The 24461-nt window shown below is 37.9% G+C and carries 21 protein-coding genes; 10 read left to right on the top strand and 11 right to left on the bottom strand.

The features are described 5' to 3' along the window. Positions 1 to 33: 33 nt before the first annotated feature. The 3 genes from glnA to ACM66U_RS10270 form a co-directional block, all read right to left on the bottom strand. Positions 34 to 1464 carry a type I glutamate--ammonia ligase gene (glnA, locus tag ACM66U_RS10280; RefSeq protein ID WP_151899515.1) on the bottom strand — a complete coding sequence of 477 codons (1431 nt, stop codon included), beginning with the start codon at positions 1462 to 1464 and terminating at the stop codon, positions 34 to 36. A 126-nt stretch (positions 1465 to 1590) separates the two neighbouring features. Beyond that, on the bottom strand, positions 1591 to 3351 hold the full coding sequence (locus ACM66U_RS10275) for a GGDEF domain-containing protein (RefSeq protein ID WP_346389643.1): 1761 nt from the start codon (positions 3349 to 3351) through the stop codon (positions 1591 to 1593). Beyond that, on the bottom strand, positions 3351 to 5063 hold the full coding sequence (locus ACM66U_RS10270) for a lysophospholipid acyltransferase family protein (protein WP_151899516.1): 1713 nt from the start codon (positions 5061 to 5063) through the stop codon (positions 3351 to 3353). Before ACM66U_RS10270 ends, ACM66U_RS10275 begins: the two co-directional genes overlap by 1 nt. A 133-nt stretch (positions 5064 to 5196) precedes the next feature. Between ACM66U_RS10270 and ACM66U_RS10265 the strand changes: the two genes are divergently transcribed. After that, complete coding sequence (locus ACM66U_RS10265; RefSeq protein ID WP_418640701.1) at positions 5197 to 6477, top strand: diguanylate cyclase domain-containing protein; 1281 nt, start codon at positions 5197 to 5199, stop codon at positions 6475 to 6477. Continuing rightward, on the top strand, positions 6477 to 8663 hold the full coding sequence (locus ACM66U_RS10260) for a sensor histidine kinase (RefSeq protein ID WP_188110023.1): 2187 nt from the start codon (positions 6477 to 6479) through the stop codon (positions 8661 to 8663). Before ACM66U_RS10265 ends, ACM66U_RS10260 begins: the two co-directional genes overlap by 1 nt. Here ACM66U_RS10260 and ACM66U_RS10255 read toward each other — a convergent pair. From ACM66U_RS10255 to pstS, 6 genes are all read right to left on the bottom strand, one after another. Then, complete coding sequence (locus ACM66U_RS10255; RefSeq protein WP_418640700.1) at positions 8660 to 10039, bottom strand: ATP-binding protein; 1380 nt, start codon at positions 10037 to 10039, stop codon at positions 8660 to 8662. The genes ACM66U_RS10260 and ACM66U_RS10255 overlap by 4 nt on opposite strands. Further along, the gene (locus ACM66U_RS10250) at positions 10040 to 10699 is read right to left on the bottom strand and encodes a phosphate signaling complex PhoU family protein (RefSeq protein ID WP_151899519.1); all 660 of its coding nucleotides are present in this window, start codon (positions 10697 to 10699) and stop codon (positions 10040 to 10042) included. 25 nt (positions 10700 to 10724) lie between these two features. Next, on the bottom strand, positions 10725 to 11507 hold the full coding sequence (gene pstB, locus ACM66U_RS10245; protein WP_151899520.1) for a phosphate ABC transporter ATP-binding protein PstB: 783 nt from the start codon (positions 11505 to 11507) through the stop codon (positions 10725 to 10727). Between the two features lie 17 nt (positions 11508 to 11524). Beyond that, positions 11525 to 12331, bottom strand: a complete 807-nt coding sequence (gene pstA / locus ACM66U_RS10240) for a phosphate ABC transporter permease PstA (RefSeq protein ID WP_151899521.1) — start codon at positions 12329 to 12331, stop codon at positions 11525 to 11527. Continuing rightward, positions 12328 to 13281, bottom strand: a complete 954-nt coding sequence (gene pstC, locus ACM66U_RS10235; RefSeq protein ID WP_151899522.1) for a phosphate ABC transporter permease subunit PstC — start codon at positions 13279 to 13281, stop codon at positions 12328 to 12330. The genes pstA and pstC overlap by 4 nt, the downstream gene beginning before the upstream one ends. A gap of 156 nt (positions 13282 to 13437) precedes the next feature. Continuing rightward, positions 13438 to 14442 carry a phosphate ABC transporter substrate-binding protein PstS gene (pstS, locus tag ACM66U_RS10230; protein ID WP_418640699.1) on the bottom strand — a complete coding sequence of 335 codons (1005 nt, stop codon included), beginning with the start codon at positions 14440 to 14442 and terminating at the stop codon, positions 13438 to 13440. A gap of 225 nt (positions 14443 to 14667) precedes the next feature. Between pstS and ACM66U_RS10225 the strand changes: the two genes are divergently transcribed. From ACM66U_RS10225 to ACM66U_RS10195, 7 genes are all read left to right on the top strand, one after another. Next, on the top strand, positions 14668 to 15996 hold the full coding sequence (locus tag ACM66U_RS10225; RefSeq protein ID WP_418640698.1) for a hypothetical protein: 1329 nt from the start codon (positions 14668 to 14670) through the stop codon (positions 15994 to 15996). Positions 15997 to 16139: 143 nt separating this feature from the next. Further along, positions 16140 to 17120 (top strand): fatty acid desaturase family protein, encoded by a 981-nt coding sequence (locus tag ACM66U_RS10220; protein WP_418640697.1) that lies wholly within the window; start codon positions 16140 to 16142, stop codon positions 17118 to 17120. A 51-nt stretch (positions 17121 to 17171) separates the two neighbouring features. Then, positions 17172 to 18101, top strand: coding sequence for a branched-chain amino acid transaminase (locus tag ACM66U_RS10215; RefSeq protein ID WP_418640696.1), 930 nt, complete (start codon positions 17172 to 17174; stop codon positions 18099 to 18101). Positions 18102 to 18354: 253 nt separating this feature from the next. Continuing rightward, complete coding sequence (locus tag ACM66U_RS10210; protein ID WP_418640695.1) at positions 18355 to 19440, top strand: prohibitin family protein; 1086 nt, start codon at positions 18355 to 18357, stop codon at positions 19438 to 19440. A 2-nt stretch (positions 19441 to 19442) separates the two neighbouring features. Continuing rightward, a complete protein-coding gene (gene hisIE, locus ACM66U_RS10205) occupies positions 19443 to 20123 on the top strand; it encodes a bifunctional phosphoribosyl-AMP cyclohydrolase/phosphoribosyl-ATP diphosphatase HisIE (protein WP_418640694.1) in 681 nt (226 codons plus the stop codon). A gap of 7 nt (positions 20124 to 20130) precedes the next feature. Then, the gene (locus tag ACM66U_RS10200) at positions 20131 to 20643 is read left to right on the top strand and encodes a DUF2393 domain-containing protein (RefSeq protein ID WP_346389634.1); all 513 of its coding nucleotides are present in this window, start codon (positions 20131 to 20133) and stop codon (positions 20641 to 20643) included. Next, positions 20640 to 21188: a DUF2393 family protein gene (locus ACM66U_RS10195; RefSeq protein ID WP_418640693.1), complete on the top strand. Its 549-nt coding sequence runs from the start codon at positions 20640 to 20642 to the stop codon at positions 21186 to 21188. The genes ACM66U_RS10200 and ACM66U_RS10195 overlap by 4 nt, the downstream gene beginning before the upstream one ends. On the opposite strand, the gene ACM66U_RS10190 is transcribed toward ACM66U_RS10195, so the two are convergent. Next, a complete protein-coding gene (locus tag ACM66U_RS10190; RefSeq protein WP_418640692.1) occupies positions 21185 to 22144 on the bottom strand; it encodes a TIGR01212 family radical SAM protein in 960 nt (319 codons plus the stop codon). The two genes, ACM66U_RS10195 and ACM66U_RS10190, sit on opposite strands and share 4 nt — an antisense overlap. Further along, positions 22144 to 23499: an amidophosphoribosyltransferase gene (gene purF, locus ACM66U_RS10185; protein ID WP_418640691.1), complete on the bottom strand. Its 1356-nt coding sequence runs from the start codon at positions 23497 to 23499 to the stop codon at positions 22144 to 22146. Before purF ends, ACM66U_RS10190 begins: the two co-directional genes overlap by 1 nt. 156 nt (positions 23500 to 23655) lie before the next feature. Between purF and ACM66U_RS10180 the strand changes: the two genes are divergently transcribed. Next, positions 23656 to 24459, top strand: a complete 804-nt coding sequence (locus ACM66U_RS10180) for a J domain-containing protein (RefSeq protein ID WP_418640690.1) — start codon at positions 23656 to 23658, stop codon at positions 24457 to 24459. Positions 24460 to 24461 lie beyond the last annotated feature (2 nt).

Genomic DNA, 24461 nt, shown 5'->3' with positions numbered 1-24461 from the left:
AAAGCTTAGAACATATAGCCTAAGCTAAAGTTCTTAGCACTGGTAGGTAGTTTTGAATTCGTATGCAGTCGGGCGACCTTCGTCCGGCCATACATCACGTTCAAATTTATAGTGCTGGTATGCTTCTATAAATTCAGATGTAAATACCGGCTTTAAGAATTCGTTGTCTGCAATAAGACCTTCTAATGCTTCACGAAGTGTGTGTGGCATTTGTGGAATGTTTTTTTCACGAATTTCATCAAGAGAAAGTTCAAACAGATCTTCATCCATCGGACCGACAGGGATTGTAGCATGTTTGATACCGTCTAGTCCTGCCATCATCATTACAGCAAAAGCAAGGTAAGGACAAGATGAAGAGTCCGGGAATCTCATTTCAATACGTGTTGCTTTTTCACCTGCACCATACGGAATACGACAGGCAGCTGAGCGGTTTTGAGAAGAGTAAGTCAAAATGCTTGGTGCTTCAAACCCAGGAATAAGACGTTTGTATGAGTTTGTTGACGGGTTTGTAAATGCAGCAACTGCAGCAGCATGTTTGAAGATCCCGCCTGCATAATGAATTGCCATTTCGCTCAGGTTTCCATAATTGCCTTCTTTATAGAAAAGGTTTTTGCCGTTTTTCCACAGTGACTGGTGAACATGCATTCCGTTTCCGTTGTCACCGTATAATGGTTTTGGCATAAATGTAGCAGTTTTACCGTTTAGGTGCGCTATCATTTTTACAACATATTTGTATTTTTGAACATTGTCACCAGCAGTGATGATGTCACCGAAAACGATACCGATTTCACCTTGACCCTGGGCAACTTCGTGGTGTCCAAGAACAACTTCAAGACCAACCTGCTCTAACACCTGCATCATTTCAGCACGCATATCCACCATAGAATCTGTCGGTGCTACAGGGAAGTAACCGCCTTTTGTTCCCGGTCTGTGACCTGTATTGTACATTTCGTCATATCCGGTGTTTGAATTCCATTCACCCTCTTCTGTGTCTACTTTGAATCCCATTTCATTGATATTGTCAACAAATTTAACATCATCAAAGATAAAAAATTCATTTTCCGGACCAAAGTATGCAGCATCAGCTATTCCGATCTCTTCAGCATATTTAAGTGCTTTTTTTGCGATTGAACGCGGACATCTTTCATATAATTCATTTTTGTAAATGTCATATACATCACAGATAAGAATCACAGTAGGATCGGCAGTAAAAGGATCAAGAAATGCAGTCGGAACATCTGCTTTTAAAAGCATGTCCGATTTGTTAATCGGTTGCCAGTTTTCGACAGAAGAACCGTCAAACGGGAAACCGTTTTCTAAATTTTCTGCATTTACTGCACTGTAACGGTATGTAAGGTGGTGCCATGAACCTTTAATATCACTAAATCTCAAATCTACAAATTGTACATCATTTTCATTACAAAATGTAAAGAACTCTTCTATGTTATTAACGAATTTTCCCATTAATTATCTCCTGAATTTTATCTGCATGTAGTATATCTTATTAAAACAAATTTATAACTTTGAGAATGATGAAAATATAATCAATTTCTCAGATTTGTTTCATATTGTGATAAAAATGAAAGTTTTTTAAATCAAAGAACTCACAGCAAGATGTTTTGGTTCATTTTTTGCAACTTTTTTTTGACAGGAAAGAATTGTATTTATATGCTCTTCACTTATGAATGATTTTTTCTCTGGAGTGATAAGCAAGGAGGCACTTGCTGTGAGAAGCGGAAACCTGCATGTTTGCTCTTTTCTGTTTTTGGAAATGATATAGCCATTCTCTTTATCTTTTTTGTTATAAAATTCTTTTGCCGAGGAAGCAAATTTTTCCAAAATATTTTCTATCATTTTCATGTCAAAAGAGTTATGGGTAAAATCTTTATTCTCCCAGGCAACAAAAAAATCATCACCTCCTATATGGGCTTTGAAAACATCTTTTGGCAGTTCTTTTCTCATAATATCTGCAAAAAGCTGAATAATCCTGTCACCGTTTCGAAAACCGTACACATCATTAAAGGCTTTGAAATTGTCGAGGTCAAAATAGCACAGAAGATAGGATGCTGAGGATTGGGATACTTTGTATATGTATTTTTCAATCATTGTGTTTCCGGGAAGTTTTGTAAGCGGATTTTGGTCTCTGGCCTGAATCATGTTTTCCTGATGCATCATGTTGATAATTGCTTTTGCGGACAAAAATCCATAATAGCCTGAATTTTTTGTAATAATAATGCCTGAAGATTCAGGATTGTTCGCAAAAAGTTCTATAAGGGTAGTGGTGTTGCTGTTGATATCTGCATGCCCGCAGGGGTGAAGCAGGTTTTCCAGTTTTGAGTTATTCTGTTCATTTAAGAGTAAAGACATGCCGTAGGGAGAGTAAAGAAACTCTTTGATGTCAGATTCAAGCAATATTCCCACAGGCTCATTTTGGGAATTTACAAGAGGAACAATGGGAACACTCTGATTCTTTTTAAAATACTCTATGACCAGATTCATTTTTGTTTTAAGTTTTAAAGGCTGAATTTTGTCTATATTGTTTTTCAGTAAAATATTTTTGTCACTTATCCGTCTGTCAAACTTTATAATGTCAATGATATTTGTGTATTGCTGATAAATTTTTTGTGTATTTTTTGTAGGTTTCTGAATAAGATAGCCCTGTGCCAAATGGCAGCCGATGTCTTTACATGTAAGGTACTCTTCTTTTGTCTCAACACCTTCGGCAATCACCTTAATGCCCAGTTGAATGGCAAGATGTGTGATGTTGCGAACCATAAGCTTTTTTTTCATATTGGTCGCAAGTCCCTGCAGAAAAAATCTGTCAATTTTGATGATATCGGGTGTGGAATCATAAAAAAGTTTGTATCCGGAATAGCCGACACCAAAGTCATCTATTGCAATGGAAAAATCTTCATTTTTATAATGCTGGAGTATTTTTTCAAGGTCAAATTCACTGGAAATTTCCTGTCTTTCCGAAATTTCAAAACAGAGATTTTCTTTCTTTATATTGAGCTCTTTGAGAATTTTTGTTGTATTTCCTGTAGAAAAATTTTCCATTTCCAAAACCCGGTTATCCAGATTATAAAAGAGCTTTATGTTCTTATAGCTTTGTATCTGTGTGTATTTTTTTAAAGCTTTTTCTCTCAGTGCCAAATCAAAAGAGTACAAAAGTTTCTCTTTATAAACAGCATCAAAGAGTGCAAAGATAGATTTAAATCCGACATCCTGAAAATTTCTCAACAGGGCTTCGACACCGTAGAGTGTTCCTGTATGGATATTGATGATAGGCTGAAAAGCCACATCAAGAATTTTAAGATTGTTTTTCCAGTGTTGGGTGAGTTCATTATTCATTATTTTAGATATCTCTTTTTTTGGGATTCTTTTATTTTTGAAATGTCGACGATTATAAAGCTGTCTATACAGTTGGAAAAATCACTGTCTATGTTGTAGGCGCAAAATTGTATGCCGCCTTTTTCACACAGATCGGCATACTGCTTGTAAAGCGTTGGAATATTTGTATTGATACTGCCAAGCGCTTTTTTGAGTGTTTTGAAATTCTCTTTGTATTCCGGTGCACTGAACTCTTTTTTAAGATTTGCCATGAGTGTTTCATCTGTTTTAAAGTTGTAGGGATTTTTTGCCCTGACAAGATTTTGTCTGTCTTGAAAGTTTTGATCATAAAAGTATAAAATCATATCTTTGGCTGTTTTGGCATAACTTTCACTCAGTGAAACCGGACCGTACATGTAACGGATATGCGAATTGTTTTTGAGATATGCACCTATGCCGTACCACAAATAATCAAGCGCCCGGGAACCCCAGTATTTTGGCTGGACAAAACTTCTGCCGAGTTCTATGGCATCGGGGAGGTAAGACAAAAATGCTTCGTTGTAATCAAAAAGTGTTGTTGTATAAAGGGCATCAACGCCAAATTTTTTTATGATATCCGTACATTCGGCTATACGGTATGCCCCGACTATTTCAAGATCTTCCTCATCCCAGAGTATAATGTGTTTATAGTATCTGTCATATTTGTCTATATCTCTTTTTTTGTTGATACCCTCTCCGACTTTGCGAAAGGAGAGCTCTCTGAGCCGTCCTATTTCATTGATGATAATAGAGTTGTTGTCATTGCTGCTGTAGAGATAAATTTTTTTTCCGTCTTTTGTCTCTCCGAGCAGTTGTGATGATTTTAACTTTTTTTTGAGATCCCGTCTGTCTTCGGGATGGGCAATTGCTTTTTGGGTTTCAAAATAGCTCTCATTTCTTTTGAGGGCATACAGATGTTTTTTATAGAGTTTGAGGAGTTTGTCCTTTTGTATCCCCTTTGGCGTGATGTTTTCATAAGGAATGAGTTCGCCTACAATCATCTCAATAGCTTTGTGTTTTTGTTTAAACATTTCGTGTGCAAGAAGCAGGGCTGCAAGTTTTTTGTTCAGCGCTGATACGGAGTAAAAGGTTTTGGAATTCTTCCCTCCTATAAATACGGGAAGTATAGGAGCATTGCCTTTTTTGGCAAATTTTAAAAAACCTTTGTGCCAAACCTTGTCTTTTATTCCTGTCGGAGTAGCCCGGCTTACTTCGCCGGAAGGAAAAATGATGACAGCCTCTTCTGCATCAAGTGCCGCATATACCTGTGTAACGGCTTCTTTTTTTTGCCGTGCTTTAAAATTGTTGACATTGATTAAAATATTTTTTATGGGAGTGATGACTTCTAAAAAATCATTTGCAACAACTTTTATATCTTTTCTGACATTACTGACAAGTTTGATAAGTGCGAGTGCATCCAAAGAACCAAGCGGATGATTGGCAATAATGACAACGCGTCCGGAGGAAGGAATGTTTTGAAGATCCTTGTCGGAGACGGAAAAATCAAAGTTGAGGTATTGCAATGCTTCGTCTATAAACTCAAAACTGCCCAAATGCCTGTTCTTTTTGATAAATTCATTGATTTGTTTCTCATGGACTACAGAATCTGCAAATTTTGAAATTGCACCTTTGATTACCCTGGAGTTTTTAAGTTTGGGGTATTTTTTTATAATCATTTTTTCAACATCAATCATACATACTCTTTTTTGTATTGCGTTGAAAAATTATAGTAAAGAGAGGTTACACAGAGATTACATTTTTCCTTATATATAATTCAAGATAATTCTGTATACTTAATTTAGTGGAAAATATTGAAAAGGGATGCTCATGCCTGAATATGCAAAACAGATAAGGATTTTGTATGTAGAAGATGAAGATGACGTGCGCGAAGGCTATGCCCGTGCACTCAAACGGATAAGCAAAGAATTATATACAGCCAACAACGGTATTGTCGGACTCGAATGTTTTAAAAAGTATCAGCCTGATATTGTTGTAAGCGATATTAAAATGCCTAAAATGAACGGTCTTGATATGATTCGGGCCATAAAAGAGAGGGACGCGGATGTAAAGGTTATATTTACAACAGCACACAGTGAAAGTGCCTATCTGCTTGAAGCGATAGAGTTGCAGGTGGAGGGATATCTGCTTAAACCTGTGCAAAAAAAATCCTTAACCGCTTTGATAGAAAAACTTGCCAAAAATATCATTATTGAAAAAGAGTATGAAGAACAGAGAGAAATTCTGCAGTATATTATAGATTCTGAAAACAGTATATCTGTTATTGCAAATATTGAACATGTCAGTTTTGCCTCAAAATCTTTTTTGAAATACTTTGGAGTAGAGAGTGTAGAAGAATTTAATGAAAAATTTCATTCTATTATTAACATTTTTTCAAATGAAGAGGACAGTATCAATGCGAAAAACATACAGGCTTTCTTGGAAAAAGGCAGCAGTCTGTATGATTTTATAAACTCTTTGAATGAGACACAGAGAATTACAACGATTGTAAACACTAAACATGAGAAAAAATCATTTTTGGTCAATATTTCCAGGATTAATGAAACACAATTTCTAATGAACTTTACAGATGTAACTGAAATAGAAAAACAAAGAGAAGCCATTACAAAAAAAGCCAACCATGATATGCTTACAGGACTCTATAACAGGAACAAGTTTGAAGAGATTTTTGCGTATGAACTTTCTCAGGTAAAAAGATATGGCTACCCCCTCTCTTTGGCTATAGCAGATATAGACCATTTTAAACTTTTTAATGACAAATACGGACACCTGGTTGGGGATGATATTTTAAAACTTGTCGCCAATATACTGACTTCGTGTACCCGAAGTGCCGATACTATAGCAAGATGGGGCGGAGAAGAGTTTGTTATGCTTTTGCCGCAAACAGCACTTAATGACGCACAGCAGCTTCTTGAAAAATGCAGAAAAAAATTTGAAGACCTTCATACTCAGGAATATGGAAAGATTACACTGAGCTTTGGTGTCACTGCTTATAAAAAAGGGGATACGCTCAAATCAATGCTCCAAAGAGCGGATGAAGCTTTATATAAAGCAAAAGCGAATGGAAGAAATCAAGTGGTAAGTAAATAATGCAACAGAAAATAAAATTTTTACTTTTATTTTTACTTTTGTTTGTGGTAAGCCAGTACCTGAACAACTATCATAAAAATCACTTAATTCAAAGAGAGCTCTCTTCGGTTCTCAGGCATTTGAAAATAAATTATGAAATTGTAAATGAGACAGACAAGGCAGATGCAGCCTCTTTAAATGCCTTTGTGTCTAATGATGCAACGGTTTTGCATATATTGCAGGAGGCTTTACATGTAACGGAGGCAAAAAGAGAGTTCCTGCGTAAAGAATTGTATCAACATTTGAAAAAGCAATACAGCGAAATTCGAAAACGCGGTGTTTTACAAATGCAGTTTGTATTCCCGGACAATGTCTCTTTTTTACGCATGCACAAACCGGACAGATACGGGGATGATTTAACAGGTATTCGCTATACTTTTGAGTATGTCAATAAAACACATAAAGCGATTGCAGGGTTTGAGCAGGGGCGTATTGCGCATGGTTTTCGTAATGTTTTTCCTTTGTTTGACGGGGGAAAGTATATCTGTGCCTATGAAATATCTTTTTCCTCAGAATCTTTTCAAAACAGACTTGCCAAAGTAAACAGACTCTACACACATTTTTTGGTCAATAAAAAAGTATTTGATGTGAAATGGTATAAAGACAAAGAATTTTTAGCACACTATAAAACAAGTATAGAATCAGATGACTACATGTTTGTTTATACAAAAAGTGTTCGACCACAGTATCTGCAGTATTTGAAAGAAAATATTATTCAAAAACATCAGCAGGAGATAGAAGAAAATATGCAAAAATGCAAGGCTTTTTCTTTGTATCAAAAAACAGGAAAAAGTGTCAAAGTTGTCTCTTTTTTACCTGTTAAAAATGTAAAATCAAAGCAGACAGTAGCCTATCTTGTGTTATATGCAGACAATTCAAATATCCAGTCCATTTTGTACAACTTCAAGCTTATCAGTCTGATTTTGCTTTTAGGATTGTTTTTGCTTGTGTATCTTTTTTATCTACAGTTTATTCGAAAAAAAGCACTTAAAGAAACAGCTCAGGAACAACAAAAACTCCTGGAACTTTTTGACAAAGGAGATATTGCTCTTTTTAGATGGCAAAATGATATTCACTGGAGTGTCGAATATGTCTCAAACAATGTTGCCTCTTTGACAGGATATACAAAAGAGGCGTTTGTAAACGGTGAAATCGAATATCCTGATTTGATAGATGCAGAGGATTTGCAAAACGCCCTCCATGAACTTACAGAAGCATTTGAAAAGAATTTAGATATTTTAAAACATCAGCCATATCAAATCACGACAAAAGATAAAACAAAAAAATGGGTAGAACAGACAACGCTTTTTATTCGTGATAAAAAAGGGAGAATAACGCACTTTTTAGGCTATTTGATAGATGTCAGCAAAAGACAGAAACTTGAGACACAACTGCAACAGCTCAATGAACACCTCATAGAAGAGATAGAAAAACGTACAAACGAGATACTGCAAAAAGACAAAATGCTCCAGGAACAGGCAAAGCTGGCTGCGATGGGGGAGATGGTCGGAGCCATAGCGCATCAGTGGAGACAACCGCTGAATTCACTCAATATCAATATTCAAAATCTTGATGATGATTATGAGGAGGGCTTAATTGACAAAGAGTTTATAGATGAATTTATTGATAAACAGACACAGACAATAAACTTTATGAGTCAAACCATAGATGATTTTAGAAACTTTTTCAGAGTCGATAAAGTCAAACAGGATTTTTGGGTAAAACAAAGCATTGAAAACACTCTTTCTTTGGTAAATGCACAGTTAAAAAGTCACAATATTGAAATGTCACTGCATGGAGAGGATTTTATGCTTCATGGGCTTGAAGGCGAGTTTCAGCAGGTTATTCTCAATATTATATCCAATGCAAAAGATGCCATTGTCCACAACCGTAAAGAGTATGGAAAAATAGACATTATACTGAAAAACAAAAAGATAATTATCACAGATAACGGAGGCGGAATACCTCAGGAAATTATAAAAAGAGTGTTTGAACCCTACTTTACAACAAAAGAGCAGGGTATGGGTACAGGTGTAGGACTCTATATGTCAAAGATAATAATTGAACAAAACATGGGCGGACATTTACATGCAAGCAATACAAAAGAGGGAGCTGAATTTATCATCGACTTTACGCAGGAGAGTTAAAAGACAATAGTAAAACTGGAGCCTTCATTCAGTTTGCTTCTGATGACAAGTTTAAAGTTGTGCAGCTGAATGATATTGTTCACGAGAAAGAGTCCCAGACCCAAAGAGTTGTTCCATCGGTTCGAGTGGACTCTGTAAAATTTGTTTGTAATGCTTTGCAAATCTTTTTCAGAAATACCTATTCCTGTATCAATAACTTCGAGTGAATTTTGACTGATATTGACTATGACTTCATCTTCGGAATATTTAAAAGCATTTTCTATCAGGTTTGTAATGACAATGCCAAAAAGTGTCGGATCAATCTCTATGGCCAGGGTTTTGTCTCCATTGACAATAATTTTTTTGTTTTTATAATGCAGTCCCAGGTTCTGTGCTGTTTCTTGTACCAGATTATATAAATTTACTTTGCGTGTATTTAAAGCCTGGTGCCCGCCATCAAGTTTCATGGAGAGTCTGAGGGTATCTATAAGCTCACTGAGTTTTGTACCGTTTGTATAGATTTTTGTAAGAAATTTTTTTCGTATACTCGGGTTGATGTTTTCATCATCAAGAAGTGTCTGTGAGTAGCCGTTTACAACCGCGATAGGGTTTTTAAACTCATGGGATATCGCAGAAATAATATCATCTTTTTGTTCATTGAGTTTTTGGAGTTTTTGCGTATATTTTGTTTTTTGTTTCTCTTTTTTGACAAGAATCTGTGAAACTTTTGTAAGCAGGTTTGTTATATGGGAAAATTCCTGGGAAAAGTCAGATTTTATATAGGTATCTTTTTTCTTTTTTGTCAAAGATTTTAAAAAGTCCACTATTCTTTTTGTTTCATGTTGAATCTGTATATTTATTCTGTAGGACATGTAAAGAACGATAAGAAAAAAGAGCAGTAAAACAAAGGCTATTTTAATGCCAAGGTTGATGATTTCACTGCGGACACCTTTGATTTCACGTGCAACCCGTACATAGAGAACTCTGCCGTTGATGGTGTATTTTTTTGCCACATACTGCAGATCTTTGTCAAGGGTATGTGAGTGGCGTATGGTGTAGCCGTGTTTTTCCCTGTTTGCCTGTACAATTTCGTCTCTGTATTTATGGTTGTCCATAGTATCTTTGTCTTTGTCAGATTCTGCCAGGATATTGCCCTCTTCGTCTATAATAGTTAGGCGCAAATGGAGCTGTTTTTTTACCTTTTTTGCAAGTGCATCAAGGTCTGTGTCTTTGTTGATAGTGAAAGAGACAAGCTCAGTGGCTTGCATAAGTGCTTCTTTTGAAGAGTGAAGATAAAATTCATATACCCAATAGTAGACTATAGCACTCACTATTAAAAAGAGTGCTAAAAAGAGTGCTAAAAACTTCTCTAATACTATTCGGGAAATTTTTTTCATTTAATTGTGGATGTTTCCACCGATCTTGATATATACCAGCAGGTTTGCCACGCTGATTGCCCTGCTGGCGATTTTTTCACTTTTTCGAAGTGCTCTGAGCATCTTGTGATATTTTTCAAAGGTACTCGAGCCTTCGGCCTGTTCTACAAGCTTTCGTTCTATCATTTCATACAGGTCATCAACTTTGTTTTCCTCGATAAGTACCTCTTCATACATCTCCTGAAGTTCATCCATGTCATCAACATTGATCATTCTTACTGTTGTTGTAATGGCTTTGACCGTTGAGGTCTGCATAAGGCTTGCATATTCGTTGATCTCTTTGACATCAAGGTCTTTGCATACATCAGTGAACCCCCGTATGAAACTTCTTGTATTGGAGCATGCGCGTGAGAGTTCATTGCTTATTTTAAAGTAGGCAACAACCTGTCGCAGGTCTCTTGCTTCGGGTGTATACAGAGCAAGGACTTTAATGATTGCATTGTCAATTTCATCCGCTTTTGCCGTAATGTTTTTGATGCTGTTTCTTGCATCATTAAAAGTTTTTTCATCGCAGTTTTGTAATGCCTGGAGAATGAGTGTATTGGCAGTTACAAGATTTTCTCCGATATGTGTAAGTTTTTTTCTTATTTCATCGAGGCTTGTTCTGAATGTCGGTAACATTTTTGACTCCTTTGTTTTTTATAATTTATCCGAATCTACCGGTAATGTAGTCTTCGGTTTTTTTCTCTTTAGGGTTTAAAAAGATGTTTTCGGTTTTATCAAATTCTATCAAATCTCCAAGGTACATAAATGCAGTATAGTCACTGATACGCGAAGCCTGCTGCATATTGTGTGTCACAATTGCAATGCTGACATCTTTTTTCAGTTCCACCAGCAGTTCTTCAATGGCACTTGTTGAGATGGGGTCAAGGGCGGAGGTCGGTTCATCAAAAAGAATGACTTCGGGTTTGACTGCTACTGCGCGGGCAATGCAGAGTCTCTGTTGCTGTCCGCCTGAGAGTCCCATTGCAGACTTGTTGAGCCTGTCATGGACTTCTTTCCATAATGCACTGCCCTTGAGTGCTGCCTCTACGCGGTCGGCAAGTTCACTTTTGTTTTTGATGCCTGCAATTTTCAATCCGTAGGCAACATTGTCAAAAATACTCATAGGAAAAGGTGTCGGTTTTTGAAAAATCATACCGACTTTTTGGCGGAGTTCTATAAATTCATTCTCTTTTTTAATTTCAAGAATATTTTGATATTTTCCGGTTGCTTCATTAAGTAACTCAATCTTTCCGTCATATTTATTACCGGGATACAGGTCATGTATACGGTTCATAGAGCGTAAAAGTGTTGATTTTCCGCAACCGCTCGGACCGATAAGAGCAGTAATTTTATTTTTCTCTATGGATAGATTTATATTTTTTAAAGAGGGTTCGTCGGCCCCAGGATAGGTAAAAGAGAATTTTTTAATATTCATTACAGGCATAATTTTTGTTTCCTTAGTTATTTGTGTTTGTTTCTTGTGATAAATCGACCCAGCAGGTTGATAACTAAAACCATCATTGTCAGTATAAATGAAGCAGCCCAGGCAAGATCACGACTCGACTCTTCAGGTTCATTGGCAAGATTATAAATACTGACAGTCAAAGAGGGAAAACTCTGTGTGAGATCGAGACTGAAATAGTTACTTGTTTCACTTGTAAAGAGCAGCGGTGCCGTTTCACCGGCAATTCTTGCAAATGCCAAAAGAATACCTGTCATGATTCCCACTTTTGCGGCTTTTATAACGATGTCCAGGATAACACGGTATTTTGATGCACCAAGGGCAATACCTGCTTCTCGTAACTCCTTGGGGACAAGAGAGAGCATAGAGTCTGTTGTGTTGATGATGATAGGAACCATCATAATGGTAAGCGCTAAAATACCGGCAAATCCGTTGGCTCCTCCATAAGGGGCAACAGCTATGGCATAGACAAAGGCTCCGATTACAATAGAAGGTGCGGACATCATGATGTCACTCAAATCCCGAATCAGTTCCGGATATTTTCCTCTTCCGTATTCGCGTATATAAATACCTGCAAGCATTCCCAGCGGTATTCCTATAGCACCTGCCAAAGAGGCAAGAACAAGCTGTCCCACCAAAAGATTTCTGAGTCCCCCGTCAACAAGGTCATTGAGAAAGAGGCTTAAATGAAGCGAAGAGAGTCCTTTGATAAAAAGGACGGCAAGAATCCATCCTAAAAAACCAATGCCTATAAGTGCAGAAGTTACCGAAAGTGCCAAAAAGATTTTGTTTAGCAGAAGTCTCATAATTTAGCCTTTTTCAAAAAGTAAAATTTGGCAACTGAAATGATGATAAAACTCATTACAAAGAGAATCAGACCCAGATAAAAGAGTGCACTTTCTCCCAGTCCGCTGGCTTCGCCAAAGTTTACAGCCATAGCAACAGGAATGGAGATGGTAGGGTCAGTAATCTTTTCAGGCAGTGAATAGACTGCTCCAATCAAAAATGCAACAGCCATAGTCTCCCCCAAGGCACGTCCGAGTGCCAAGATGATAGAGCCTATAATACCAACCTTTGAGTAGGGAAATATAATATCTTTGACCACTTCAAACTTTGTGGCACCAAGCGCATAGGCAGACTCTTTGAGTACATCAGGGGTTGTATTCATACTGTCACGGGTGATGGCTGCCATAAAGGGAAGAATCATAATGCCAAGAACAAGTCCGGCGGTCAGCAAAGAGACCTGATAGCCGCCAAAGGTATCGGAGATAATGGGGGCAAAATAGTAGAGCCCCCACATACCAAAAATGATACTCGGAATTGCCGCCAAAAGTTCAATGGCCATACCGACAAACTTGGAGATGTTTTTTGAAGCGATTTCAGCCAGAAAAACAGCAATACCCATAGCAATAGGCAGTGCAAAAGAGAGGGCAATAAGCGTAGAAAGAATTGTTCCGACTATCGGAACAAGTCCGCCATAAAGTGTTTTTGTCTGAGACTCTTCATCTTCATCAAGAATCATATCATCTTCATCCTCGATGGCATTTTCATCTGCGATGTTTACAGCAGTGTTTATTGTGCCGGCAGCACTCTCCACAGGAACCTCTTTGTTCCATGTCGGATCAACAAGAAAATGGAGTCCAAACTCTTCAATGGCGGGCTTTGCAGCGCTAAAGAGAGTGATAAATATGCCAATAAGTATAACGAGCACAAGAGAAGCACTTGATAAAGAGAGCTTTTGAAATATTTTTTCCATATAAGAAAACCCTAGAGTAAATTTATTTTGATATTATATTGTAATTTCATTACAAAGAGATTACATTAAGGAAAGAAATTTATGCTACACAAAAAGTGTAACATAAAATAAGGAGAGAGTGAAATTTGAAATTTGTTTTTTTTTTGAAGAAAGAGATTATCTAATCCCTTTTTCTTCCCAGTATTTTCTGATTTTGTCTGTAAGTGCGTCCGGTAATGGAACAAAACCTAAACTTTTTGCAATTTCTTGACCGTTTTTGTATGACCAGTCAAAAAATGCTGTTACTTTTTTATCCATTTCAGGTTTTTCAGCAGGCACCAGGATAAATGTAGCAGCTACGATAGGATAAGAGTCGGCACCTTTGGGATCGGCAATAATAGAGTAAAAATCTTTTTTGGGATCCAGGTTTGCTTTTGCAGCAGCTGTCTGAAATGCTTTTAATTCAGGTTTGATATAGTGCCCTTCTCTGTTTTCAACCGAAGCCATTACAATGCCGTTTTTCTGTGCATCCGCATAGTCGATGTATCCGACAGAGTAGGGAGTCTGTTTGATAAGACTTGCCACACCTGTATTTTTGTTTCCACCGATATGTTGGTTGCCAGGCCAGTTCAAAGATTTTTTTGCACCGTATGTATGTCGCCACTCTTTGGATACTTTGCTTAAAAAATATGTGTAGTTGAATGTTGTTCCCGACCCGTCTGCACGGTGAACAAATGTTACTTTTTCATGTGGCAGTTTCAATCCTGCGTTTGCAGCAGTGATCAACTTGTTGTCCCAGTATTTTATTTTCCCTTCAGAGATTGCAACAACTGCACTTCTGCTGAGTTTCAACTCAGAAACACCCGGAAGATTATAGCCCATTGTGATTGCACCGACAACACCCGGAAACTGATAAAGGTTGTTTTTCTTAAGTGTTTTAGGTGACAATGGTTTGTCTGTTCCTGCAAAATCAACCTGTCTTGCTTTCGCATCTTTGATCCCTTTTGAAGAACCTTTTGAAATATAGTCAACTTTGATACCAGTAGCTTTATAGTAGGCTTTTGTCCATTTTTGATATACCGAATATGGAAAAGAAGCACCACTTCCTTTGAGTACATCATTTGCACTGAGTCCGCCTGTAAGAACTGAAGCTACAAGAGCTAACTTGATTACTTTTGTCATCTGTTACACCTTTTTAATTTTAGTTATGAAAGTATAGACTTTTTTTATTACACTAAGGTTACAAAACGGCAAAAACTTTGTGACAAACCTCAAGAGTATTGTCACTTGAATTGTTTTGTATCATTTACAATTATAGTATAGGGTTGTTGCCTGTTGTCGTTTTGTAACCTTTATGTAACCTGGATATTTTATACTTCCGCCAACAAAACAAAAAGGAATTCAAAAATGAATAAAATCGTTTTATCAGCCTTAGCTGCTTTAACCCTCAGTTCAGTTGCTGTAAATGCTAATGAAATCAAACTGTATCAAGATGCTAACGGACAAGTATTTACACAGTCTGCACCGGACAGAACACTGTTGGATACAAACAGTCTTGGAAATACAAAACAAAATATTACTATAGTAGACAAGAAATCTCCAAACTTTTTATTAGGCAAGCAGACGCATATTAATATGAAATTTGTTGCACAGGACAATCCTGATATGTGGCTCAAAGCAGGTGTGCGTATTCAGGGTACATTTGAAAACAGAAGTGTGGAAGATTTGGCAACAGGTGCGACAACAAGTTATTATGATGCTTATTTGAGACGCGTTCGTTTTGAAGTGGCAGCGGGTTTTAACAAGTATGCTTCTTTTACAATGGATGTACGAAATGACAAAGCGAACTATAAAGACAAGGGAGAGCAGTCATTCAATGTCGGTGATGCCTATGTAAAAATCAAAAAACCTTTTGGTTCGTCACTGGTCAACTTTAAACTTTTCCGTGCAAAAATTGATATCTCCCGTACCGAAACGGTAAAATCAGCGCGCGTGCTACACTTTGACCGTCCTCATGTAGCGGATGAAGCGGCACAGTATATTACCCATAACCGTCGTGGTACAAATGCACAAATTTACGGTAACTGGAACAAGAAAGTACACTACCAGGTAGCTATAGGTGACGGTGTCTACTCTGGCAAACTTCATGATGCTTCGGGTGCAACTTTTGGCGGCAGTAATTTTATGCAGAAGAACTTCTTTTATGGTGGTAAAATTGTTCTTTCTCCGTTTGACGGCTGGGAAGAGAAAAAAAGAACTGAAAGTTACTTTGGGCAGGGAAAACACTTTGAAGTGGGTGCCGGTTACTGGGTAAGTCCTGATATTCAGTACACAACAACAGGTGGTGTAAATACTTCAGTGGATCACAAACTGTTAAATCTTGAAATGTCAGCACACTACAAAGGTGCTTTTGTTCAAGCAGAATATTTTGACTTTGACGGTGTTGCAAAAGACTGGGCGAGTACGACAAGAGGAAAATCCAACGGCTGGTATGCAACCGGTGAATATGTTTTTGCAGACTATGGTTTTGTTGCTCCCTTTGTCAGATATGAGTCTTGGGACAAATTTAAAGATTTGGACGGTTACGATTTGACATCCAAAATAGCCGGTGTAAACTGGTATTTAATGGGGAACTCAATCAAAGCCGGATTGACATTCCAGGAAGACAAATATGGTGCAAACATAGGAAACGAGAAAGAACGCAGAATAAAAGTTACTTCTCAGTGGTTCTTCTAAAAACAGATTTCAAATTTCATTTCTCCTTTTTTACATGTAAAGCATCACCGCTTTACATGTAACTTCTTTCTATTTTCTATTTTTTTAAAATCACAAATTTCATTTTATGTTATAATAAATAAATTTTAACAAAGTGAGTAAAAATGACGAAATCTTCGTATGATTTTGATGAATTAAAATCAAAAGTCCGTGCTTTAGGTCTTTTAGAACGTGTTCCTGTGAGAGGAAGCCTTGAAATGACAGCGATACTTTTAAGTATGGGAATTGTTTATGTGATACTTTTTTATCACAAAAATCTCATTGACAATTCTTTTGCAGCAGCTGCAGGTCTTGGTCTGTTTATGTCTCTGGTTTTTACGCGTGCCGTTTTCGTGTCGCATGATATTTTGCATACACAGTATTTTAAAAACAAGCGTCTGTCTTTTAAACTGAGCTATCCGTTTTCAGCGTTTATCCTTTCGAACTCCTCTTCCTGGTGGGATTTCAAGCACAATGTCAACCATCATACCTGGTGCAATATTGTCCAAAAAGATGTTGACATATTGGCATTTGATGGAGCATTTACAAACAACAAAGGCAACAAAACATGGCTTCGCAAGAGCAAATATCTTGTTTTTTGGGGTGCTATGTTCTTTATGTATCCTGCTTTTATTATACAGTCTTATAATTTTGTCATAAAACGTAAAAAATGGGGTGAGCTTGGATTGATGCTTTTGCATTGGCCTGTAATCTGGGGAAGCGTTTTTTATTTTTTACCTCTGACTCAAGCATTTACTGTTTACCTGACACTGAATCTTACACTTTCTGTCTGGCTGGCATTTGGTTTTATAACAAACCATCTTGGCTGTGAAGTATTTGACAAAGAAGTGGGCGAAAAACTTTCATGGATGGAGTTGCAGATGCGTACCTCACGCTCTTTAAAAGGCGGGAAATTTGTACACTGGTTTTACGGAGGATTAAATACCCAGATAGAGCATCATCTCTTCCCAAAAGCACCCAGGTTCAATCTGCTGAAAATCCAAAAAATGACAAAGGAATTTGCACAGAAAAAGGGTATTGCCTATTTTGAAACAACACCGCTGCAGGCGTATGTACAGATAAACAATGTAATCAAATCCTATTAGGTAAATAGCAATTTAGATAAAATATCACCAATTAACAATTTGGAGATTTTAATGGACGCAGCCAAATATATTTGGATGAATGGAAAATTTGTTGCATGGGAAGATGCAAAGGTACATGTACTCACACATACAATTCACTATGGAAACGGTGTAATTGAAGGAACAAAAGCTTATAAAACTGACAGAGGGTATGCAATATTTCGTTTGAATGATCATACTAAAAGACTCAAAGAGTCGGCAAAAATGACATTGATTAATATTCCTTATACTGTTGAAGAGTTAAACATTGCACAGATCGAACTCATCCGAAGAAATGAATTTACCGGGGACAATGTCTATCTTCGTCCTTTTTCGTTTTTAGGCTATGGTATTATGGGGCTTTACCACAAAGACGCACCGGTTGAGACAGCTGTTGCCGCCTGGGAATGGGGTGCTTACCTTGGGGAAGAGGGTATGCGTAAAGGCATTCGTCTGAAAATTGTCTCCATGACAAGACCGGCAAACACATCCAATATGGGAAAAGCCAAAGCCACTGCAAACTATTTGAACTCCCAAATGGCAAAATATGAAGCGATTGACTGCGGATATGATGAAGCCTTGCTTCTGGATGATGAAGGTTATGTTGCAGAAGCAAGCGGGGCCTCGTTTTTCATGATAAAAGACGGGGAGATTATTACACCGCCAAGTGATAACGCCTTAGCTTCCATCACACAAAAAACTGTCATTGAAATGGCTGAAGACCTTGGATACAAAGTGACTCGACGCCGTATCACAAGAGAAGAGGTCTATGTGGCGGATGAGGCATTTTTGACAGGAACGGCTGCAGAAATCACACCGGTTGCTTTGGTTGATGCCAGAGAGATAGGCAGAGGCTCCCGCGGAGAGATAACGGCAATTATTCAGAGCGGGTATTTTGACATTGTATTTGGTCGAAATAAAAAATATGAGCATTATCTTACCTATGTGGATGAGATCAATTAAGAAGACTTTCGGAACCCAGACTTTCAATACTAAAGCATGACTTAGAAAAAAACTAAATTTTTTTCTGTAGTCCGGGCTGAAAGTGCCAGAAAGTTGCAATAGCCGGCACTGAAGTGCCGGTTCCGGGAAACAGCCTGTATTGGAACCCATTCTTTAGGGTCAATGCCCTTCAGTTAAGCGGTTTTTTCGGGACCCGTACTTTAGTGCGGGCTGAGAATGACAGGAAAATTTAAAAAGTAAAAAAAGGAATACAATGGCATCAGATATGAATGACTATTTTAACAAGAAGAAAAGTGAAGGCGGAGGATTTAATAACTCTAACTCAGGCGGTGGCAGTGGTCCAAAAGGGTCTCAGATGCCAAATTTGAATTTTAATTTTGGCGGGGGAAAAGCAGCACTGACATATTTCTTGATTGCTGTTGCTGTGATGCTTGTGTTGGCAAAGCCGTTTATTATTATTCAAGAGGGTGAACGGGGTATTTTAAGTACAAACGGAAAGTATCAGGACCAGGCACTGCTTCCGGGATTGCATTTTATTATTCCTGTGATTCAAAAAGTATATACGGTGGATACGAAGGTCCGTATTATCAACTATGCATCACGTGTAGAAACAAATTCAAATGCTTCGGGGATTATTTCAAAGCCTGCCATTACAGTGCTTGACAAACGTGGTCTGCCTGTCTCGATTGAACTGACTGTTCAGTACAGACTCAATGCACAGTTTGCCGCACAGACAATCTCAAACTGGGGATTCAGCTGGGAAGACAAAATAATCAATCCTGTTGTTCGTGATGTTGTACGAAATGTCGTAGGAAAATATGATGCCGAATCTATTCCTGTCATGCGTAATACAATTGCAACTGCGATAGAAGACGGCATACGGGAAAGTATCAAAAGTCTGAAAAACTCTCCTGTAATCCTGCAGTCAATCCAGCTTCGTGATATTATGTTGCCGGAAAAAGTAAAAGCACAGATTGAGAGAGTACAACTGGCTAAACAACAGGTACAACAGGCAGAACAGGAAGTACAGCGTGCGAAACAAGAAGCACTCAAACGTGCCGCAGAAGCTCGCGGTATCGCTGAAAAAGCAAGAATTGAAGCACAGGGTAAAGCAGATGCCGTAACGATTGAAGCAGATGCCAATGCCAAAGCAAATATTTTAATTGCAAAATCATTGACAACGAAGCTTTTACAGCTTGAACAGATGAAAGTACAAAACAAGTTTAATGATGCACTCAGAGTCAACAAAGATGCAAAAATATTCTTGACACCGGGCGGTTCAACACCAAATATCTGGGTTGATACAAAAAATATTCAGCAAAGAACGACGGCACGATAAGCATGCAGGAAATAGTCAATAGAGTAGATTGGGAGAAGCAGGAGCTTCTGCCTGTCATTGTCCAGGACAACACGACCAATGAAGTACTGATGATGGCCTACATGAATAAAGAGGCGTTGGAACTTTCACTCAAAACAAAGCAGGCACACTACTTTTCAAGAAGTAAACAGCGTATATGGAAAAAAGGCGAAAGCAGCGGACATATACAGGAAATAATCTCTTTTTTTATTGACTGTGACAATGACACGCTCCTGATAAAAGTCAATCAAAACGGAGTAGCCTGTCATACCGGGAGAAAATCATGTTTTTTTACAGAGCTGCAAAGCGGTGAGATTACTTCTGAAGTTGAGGTAAATACCGAGGCTGCATACGGTGTTATTGATACACTCTATCATACGATTCAAGAGCGAAAGAGTGCAGACCCTGCCACTTCATGGACGGCAAAACTCTTAAGCAAAGGGGAAAATACAATTTTGAAAAAAGTTGTTGAAGAAGCCGGTGAATACTGTTTTGCACATAAAGACAATGATGAGAAAGAGATGGTGTATGAAGCGGCAGATTTGACCTACCATATGCTTGTGGCGCTCGCTTCTAAAAATATATCACCAGACAGAATAAAACAGGAGCTTGCCCGTAGATTTGACATGAGTGGCATCGCTGAAAAAAACGCAAGAAAAGAGTAAGTAAAATATGAAAGAGAAGCTGTTGGCATTTATTCATGGATTAATAACGTATGATTATATCCTTTTTGGTGTGTCATTTCTTCTTTTTCTTCTTTTTATTATTCTTGCACTTCTCCTTCGAAAAAAGATAATTCTTGCGCTCTTTTTTGTTCTTTTTGGATTTGCAATACTTCTTCTCGGTCCTACGCTTGGTTATATCGAGATGCACAAATATCTTTTTAAAAATTCTGTCCAGTTACTTTCGCAAAAAAGACTTCATTTTGTGGAGGCTTTGGTGGTCAAAGGAAGTATCACAAATGAATCCAAATTCGATTTTTCCGAGTGTAAAATCACTGCAAAAGTCTACAGGGTTACAAAGAACAAGTACAAAAACTATCTTTTACGATTAAAACCATTTCAAAAAATGTCGATTCTAGAACCTGATATAGCACAAGGGCAAACAAGAGAGTTTAAAATTATCATAGAACCGTTTGCATATAAAAAAGACTATAATGTATCTCTGGAGGGAAATTGTAAATGACACTCTTTAATTACTGGCACTATATAGTTTTCTTTGTAATCTTTTTACTGAGTATTGCCGGTATAGTGAGTGCAGTGAAACAAAAAAACAAAAAACTAGTCTATTCTATGATATTTTCTATTATTTTGGTGACTGTTTTTATGGCTGTTTTTTCTGTTATGATTGTTGATAAGTATACGAAAAAGGTGCAGTTGGAAAAACTGCACAACAAAAGGCTCTTGAGCACGGAAGAGATAGCCTATTACGGTATTGTTAGAAATGTCGGAAAATTTCCTGTAGGAAAAGTGACTTTTGAAATAAAACTGGTCAATAAAGGGCATGCAACAGGAAATGTAAAAGGCGGGAATTTTTATAAACCCAGCGGTTTTATGGACTTTTTTTCCGGAGGTTTTGGAATGGGATCACACAAACCGCAAACCGTTACGAAAAAGTTTGTTGTTGCCAGAAATCTCAAACCCGGTCAGGCAAAGGCATTTAGAGTATACTTCAGATATCCGCCCTATTTCAGAAGTACTGCGGAATTTGCAAAAGCATACGGGCATTAATACTTTAGACCGACTTTTTTAAGTGCGGCGTTAATATTTTTTATCTGTTGGTTCTTGTTGCGGCACCATTTTGGAGCTAAGAGGGAATCATCATCAATGCCTGCTGTCACTCTTTGGACATTGACATTTTTGGGTTTCATTAGAAGAGATTTTACAAGCACATCAAGATATTCCTGCTCACTGATTGGGGTAAACTCTCCACGGTTAAATTCATTTGCCAAGGCAGTGCGTTTTACAACATACAGAGGGTGATATTTTACAGAATCAATTCCCCATGAATAAGCGGCTTTGGAGGTCTCAAGCATCATCTCCTGCGTTTCTCCCGGAAGACCAAAGATAAGGTGCCCGCAAACATTCAGACCTGCCTCTTTTGATTTGATAATCCACTCTTTAACATTTTCGCTGTCATGCCCACGGTTGATTTTTTCCAGTGTTTCATCATATACAGACTGAATGCCAAATTCAATCCAGATCTCTTTATCTTTGGCAAGGCCTGAGAGGTAGGCAAGTGTCTCTTCTGTGATGCTGTCAGAACGTGTGCCAATGCTTAACCCTACCACGTTCTCAAAAGAGAGCGCTTTTTCATAGAGTGCTTTGAGGGTTTCAAAAGGGGCATAGGTATTGGTAAATGATTGAAAGTATACAAGAAATTTTTTTGCGCCATACTCTCTTTTCTGGCGTTTTGATATGACATCAAACTGCAGTTCAAGCTGTTTGAGTTGTTTTTGCAAAAAAGGATTCTCTTTTGATTCAAGATTTAAGTGAAATCCTTTGAGCTCCACAACGGCATCAGTACTGGCTGAAAAAGAGTCATTTTCGCAAAATGTACAGCCTCCTTTGGCCACGGTTCCATCAATATTCGGGCAGGTGAAGCCGGAAATATTGATGCCAACCTTGTGTACTTTTACGCCAAATTTGTTTTTTAAATAATTACCGTATGTATAAATTTGTTCCATTAAACGATATATTTTCCAGTAAAACAGGCTGTACAGTAGATATCCTGTGTCGCATTCACACTTCTTAAGAGTGATGCTTCATCCAGATAGGCCAAAGAGTCGGCTTCTATAAAATCACAAATTTCCTGCACACCCATATTTGCAGCGATTAAATTCTCTTTGCTTGGTGTATCAACACCGTAGAAACACGGATCGGTAGTCGGAGGAGAAGAGACACGCATATGGACTTCTTTTGCTCCTGCTTCTTTCAGCATTCTGATGATTCTTCTTGACGTTGTACCTCTGACTATAGAGTCATCTATAACGACAACTCTTTTGCCTTTGATAATGTCTGTCATAGGAGAGAGTTTCATCTTCACTTTTAAATCACGCATCTCCTGTGTCGGTTCTATAAAGGTACGCCCTATGTAGTGATTGCGCATAATTCCCATTTCATAGGGAATTCCACTCTCCTGTGCATAACCGATTGCAGCAGGTACACCACCATCAGGCACAGGGATAACCAAATCGGCTTCAACAGGTTGAATTTTTGCCAGCTCTTTTCCCATCTCTTTTCTGCATTCATATACAGATTGTCCAAAGACAGAAGAGTCAGGACGGGCAAAATAGACATATTCAAAGATACAGTGTTTTGGTGTCGGTTCAAAGATTTTTACACTTTGAGGGGCTTTGCCTTCTTCAAAAATCAGAAGTTCTCCCGGTTCCACATCACGGACAAAAGTAGCCCCCACAAGATCAAAGGCACAGGTTTCACTTGCCACAATATAGCCGCCGTTGGCCAAACGCCCAAGACTTAAAGGTCGAAATCCGAAACGGTCACGCATAGCGAACATTTTGGTTCTGCTTAAAAAGACAAGAGAAAAAGCACCTTCTATTTTTTGAACAGCATCTATAATTCTGTCTAGAAGTTTATCCTGCTCACTTTTGGCGATAAGATGAATAAGATTTTCAGTGTCCATAAATGTCTGAAAAATTGCACCGCGTTTGATCAGTCTGGCACGTACTTCATCAGCGTTTGTAAGGTTACCGTTGTGAACAATTGCCATCTCACCCAAATCGTATCTTGCAAATACAGGCTGTGCATCAAGAATGGAATCATTTCCCGCTGTAGAGTAGCGGGTGTGGCCTATAGCGCTTGATCCGCTTAAAGTAGCAAGTTTGTCTTCGTTAAAGACGCTCATGACAAGTCCGCGATCTTTGATAGTATGGAGTTTTTCTCCGTCAGATGAGCTGATACCTGCTGCTTCCTGTCCGCGGTGTTGGAGAGAATGAAGAGAAAAGTAGGCTAACTTTGAAGCCTCTTTATGACCAAAAATCCCAACAACAGCACACTTTTCATTCATATTTTCGCGCAATTTTTTTCCTTGATAAGTTGTAATTAAATTATGATGCAATTATACTCAAAATATCTATAAATATTCTCAAAGCTGTCTTAATTAATAGATATAATTTATTTTCAAAGTGGAACTGTTTTTGCTATAAATTATATATTTTCAAAAAAGGTAGGATATATGGAAATTGTTTTGCGCAATAATCTTATTCTTATCACTACAGGGTTTGATACCTTAAATACAAGTTGGATGAGAGAATTTTTAAATCATCATGCCCGTGGTATGCTCTTTTTACCTAAAGCTGTACTTGTATTTCAAAATCAGTCATTAACGCAGGTCAGAGAGAATTTCATAAGAGAGTTAAGCGAGTTTCATGCGAAAACACATGATTTCAATCATGAATTTTTCTTACGTTCCATGCTAAAGTTTGGCAATCAGCCGATTAAAATAGAACTCAACAGGATGGAAGAGCCTGAAACTATAAAAGTACATCTCTATGCGTATGATAAAGATACGGTGCTTATTTCACTGGACAGTCCGAATTCATGGGTGCTCAACTATATGCGCTCACAGCTTGAAGTGTATGTGGAGCGGGGAACAGATATTTCTTTGGTGGTGGATGTCAGTGATTTTAGGTCAAAAGCAAGGCTGGAACGTGCTTTAAACAAGCGTCATATCTTGCATTATCAGATTCAGTATACCTATGACAATCATTTTATGTCCAAACTCTACTCGGATTTTGCAAATTTTTCTTTCGGAGATTTATGCAAAGCCTCTTTTGATGAAGAGAAAAAACATTTTTATACGATTTTAGAATGTCCGATCGGTGCTTCGCAGGATGCTTTGAAAAAAAGCTATAAAAAACTGACAAAAGTTTATCATCCGGACAAAATTTTTCATGAAAGTCCTTATCTGGTAGAACATTACACACAAAAATTTCAGCTGCTGCAAGAAGCGTACCAGGCACTGCGTGTTGTCAGTTAATT

The sequence above is a fragment of the Sulfurimonas sp. ST-27 genome, assembly GCF_048081595.1.
Classification (GTDB): domain Bacteria; phylum Campylobacterota; class Campylobacteria; order Campylobacterales; family Sulfurimonadaceae; genus Sulfurimonas; species Sulfurimonas hydrogeniphila.
Note: the sequence above shows the minus strand (reverse complement) of the source record. Positions and strands in the feature narration are given on the sequence as shown.

Excerpts from the sequence above, each read along its gene's own strand:
- glnA (WP_151899515.1), bottom strand. The coding sequence starts at position 1,464 with ATGGGAAAATTCGTTAATAACATAGAAGAGTTCTTTACATTTTGTAAT.
- ACM66U_RS10275 (WP_346389643.1), bottom strand. The coding sequence starts at position 3,351 with ATGAATAATGAACTCACCCAACACTGGAAAAACAATCTTAAAATTCTT.
- ACM66U_RS10270 (WP_151899516.1), bottom strand. The coding sequence starts at position 5,063 with ATGATTGATGTTGAAAAAATGATTATAAAAAAATACCCCAAACTTAAA.
- ACM66U_RS10265 (WP_418640701.1), top strand. The coding sequence starts at position 5,197 with ATGCCTGAATATGCAAAACAGATAAGGATTTTGTATGTAGAAGATGAA.
- ACM66U_RS10260 (WP_188110023.1), top strand. The coding sequence starts at position 6,477 with ATGCAACAGAAAATAAAATTTTTACTTTTATTTTTACTTTTGTTTGTG.
- ACM66U_RS10255 (WP_418640700.1), bottom strand. The coding sequence starts at position 10,039 with ATGAAAAAAATTTCCCGAATAGTATTAGAGAAGTTTTTAGCACTCTTT.
- ACM66U_RS10250 (WP_151899519.1), bottom strand. The coding sequence starts at position 10,699 with ATGTTACCGACATTCAGAACAAGCCTCGATGAAATAAGAAAAAAACTT.
- pstB (WP_151899520.1), bottom strand. The coding sequence starts at position 11,507 with ATGCCTGTAATGAATATTAAAAAATTCTCTTTTACCTATCCTGGGGCC.
- pstA (WP_151899521.1), bottom strand. The coding sequence starts at position 12,331 with ATGAGACTTCTGCTAAACAAAATCTTTTTGGCACTTTCGGTAACTTCT.
- pstC (WP_151899522.1), bottom strand. The coding sequence starts at position 13,281 with ATGGAAAAAATATTTCAAAAGCTCTCTTTATCAAGTGCTTCTCTTGTG.
- pstS (WP_418640699.1), bottom strand. The coding sequence starts at position 14,442 with ATGACAAAAGTAATCAAGTTAGCTCTTGTAGCTTCAGTTCTTACAGGC.
- ACM66U_RS10225 (WP_418640698.1), top strand. The coding sequence starts at position 14,668 with ATGAATAAAATCGTTTTATCAGCCTTAGCTGCTTTAACCCTCAGTTCA.
- ACM66U_RS10220 (WP_418640697.1), top strand. The coding sequence starts at position 16,140 with ATGACGAAATCTTCGTATGATTTTGATGAATTAAAATCAAAAGTCCGT.
- ACM66U_RS10215 (WP_418640696.1), top strand. The coding sequence starts at position 17,172 with ATGGACGCAGCCAAATATATTTGGATGAATGGAAAATTTGTTGCATGG.
- ACM66U_RS10210 (WP_418640695.1), top strand. The coding sequence starts at position 18,355 with ATGGCATCAGATATGAATGACTATTTTAACAAGAAGAAAAGTGAAGGC.
- hisIE (WP_418640694.1), top strand. The coding sequence starts at position 19,443 with ATGCAGGAAATAGTCAATAGAGTAGATTGGGAGAAGCAGGAGCTTCTG.
- ACM66U_RS10200 (WP_346389634.1), top strand. The coding sequence starts at position 20,131 with ATGAAAGAGAAGCTGTTGGCATTTATTCATGGATTAATAACGTATGAT.
- ACM66U_RS10195 (WP_418640693.1), top strand. The coding sequence starts at position 20,640 with ATGACACTCTTTAATTACTGGCACTATATAGTTTTCTTTGTAATCTTT.
- ACM66U_RS10190 (WP_418640692.1), bottom strand. The coding sequence starts at position 22,144 with ATGGAACAAATTTATACATACGGTAATTATTTAAAAAACAAATTTGGC.
- ACM66U_RS10180 (WP_418640690.1), top strand. The coding sequence starts at position 23,656 with ATGGAAATTGTTTTGCGCAATAATCTTATTCTTATCACTACAGGGTTT.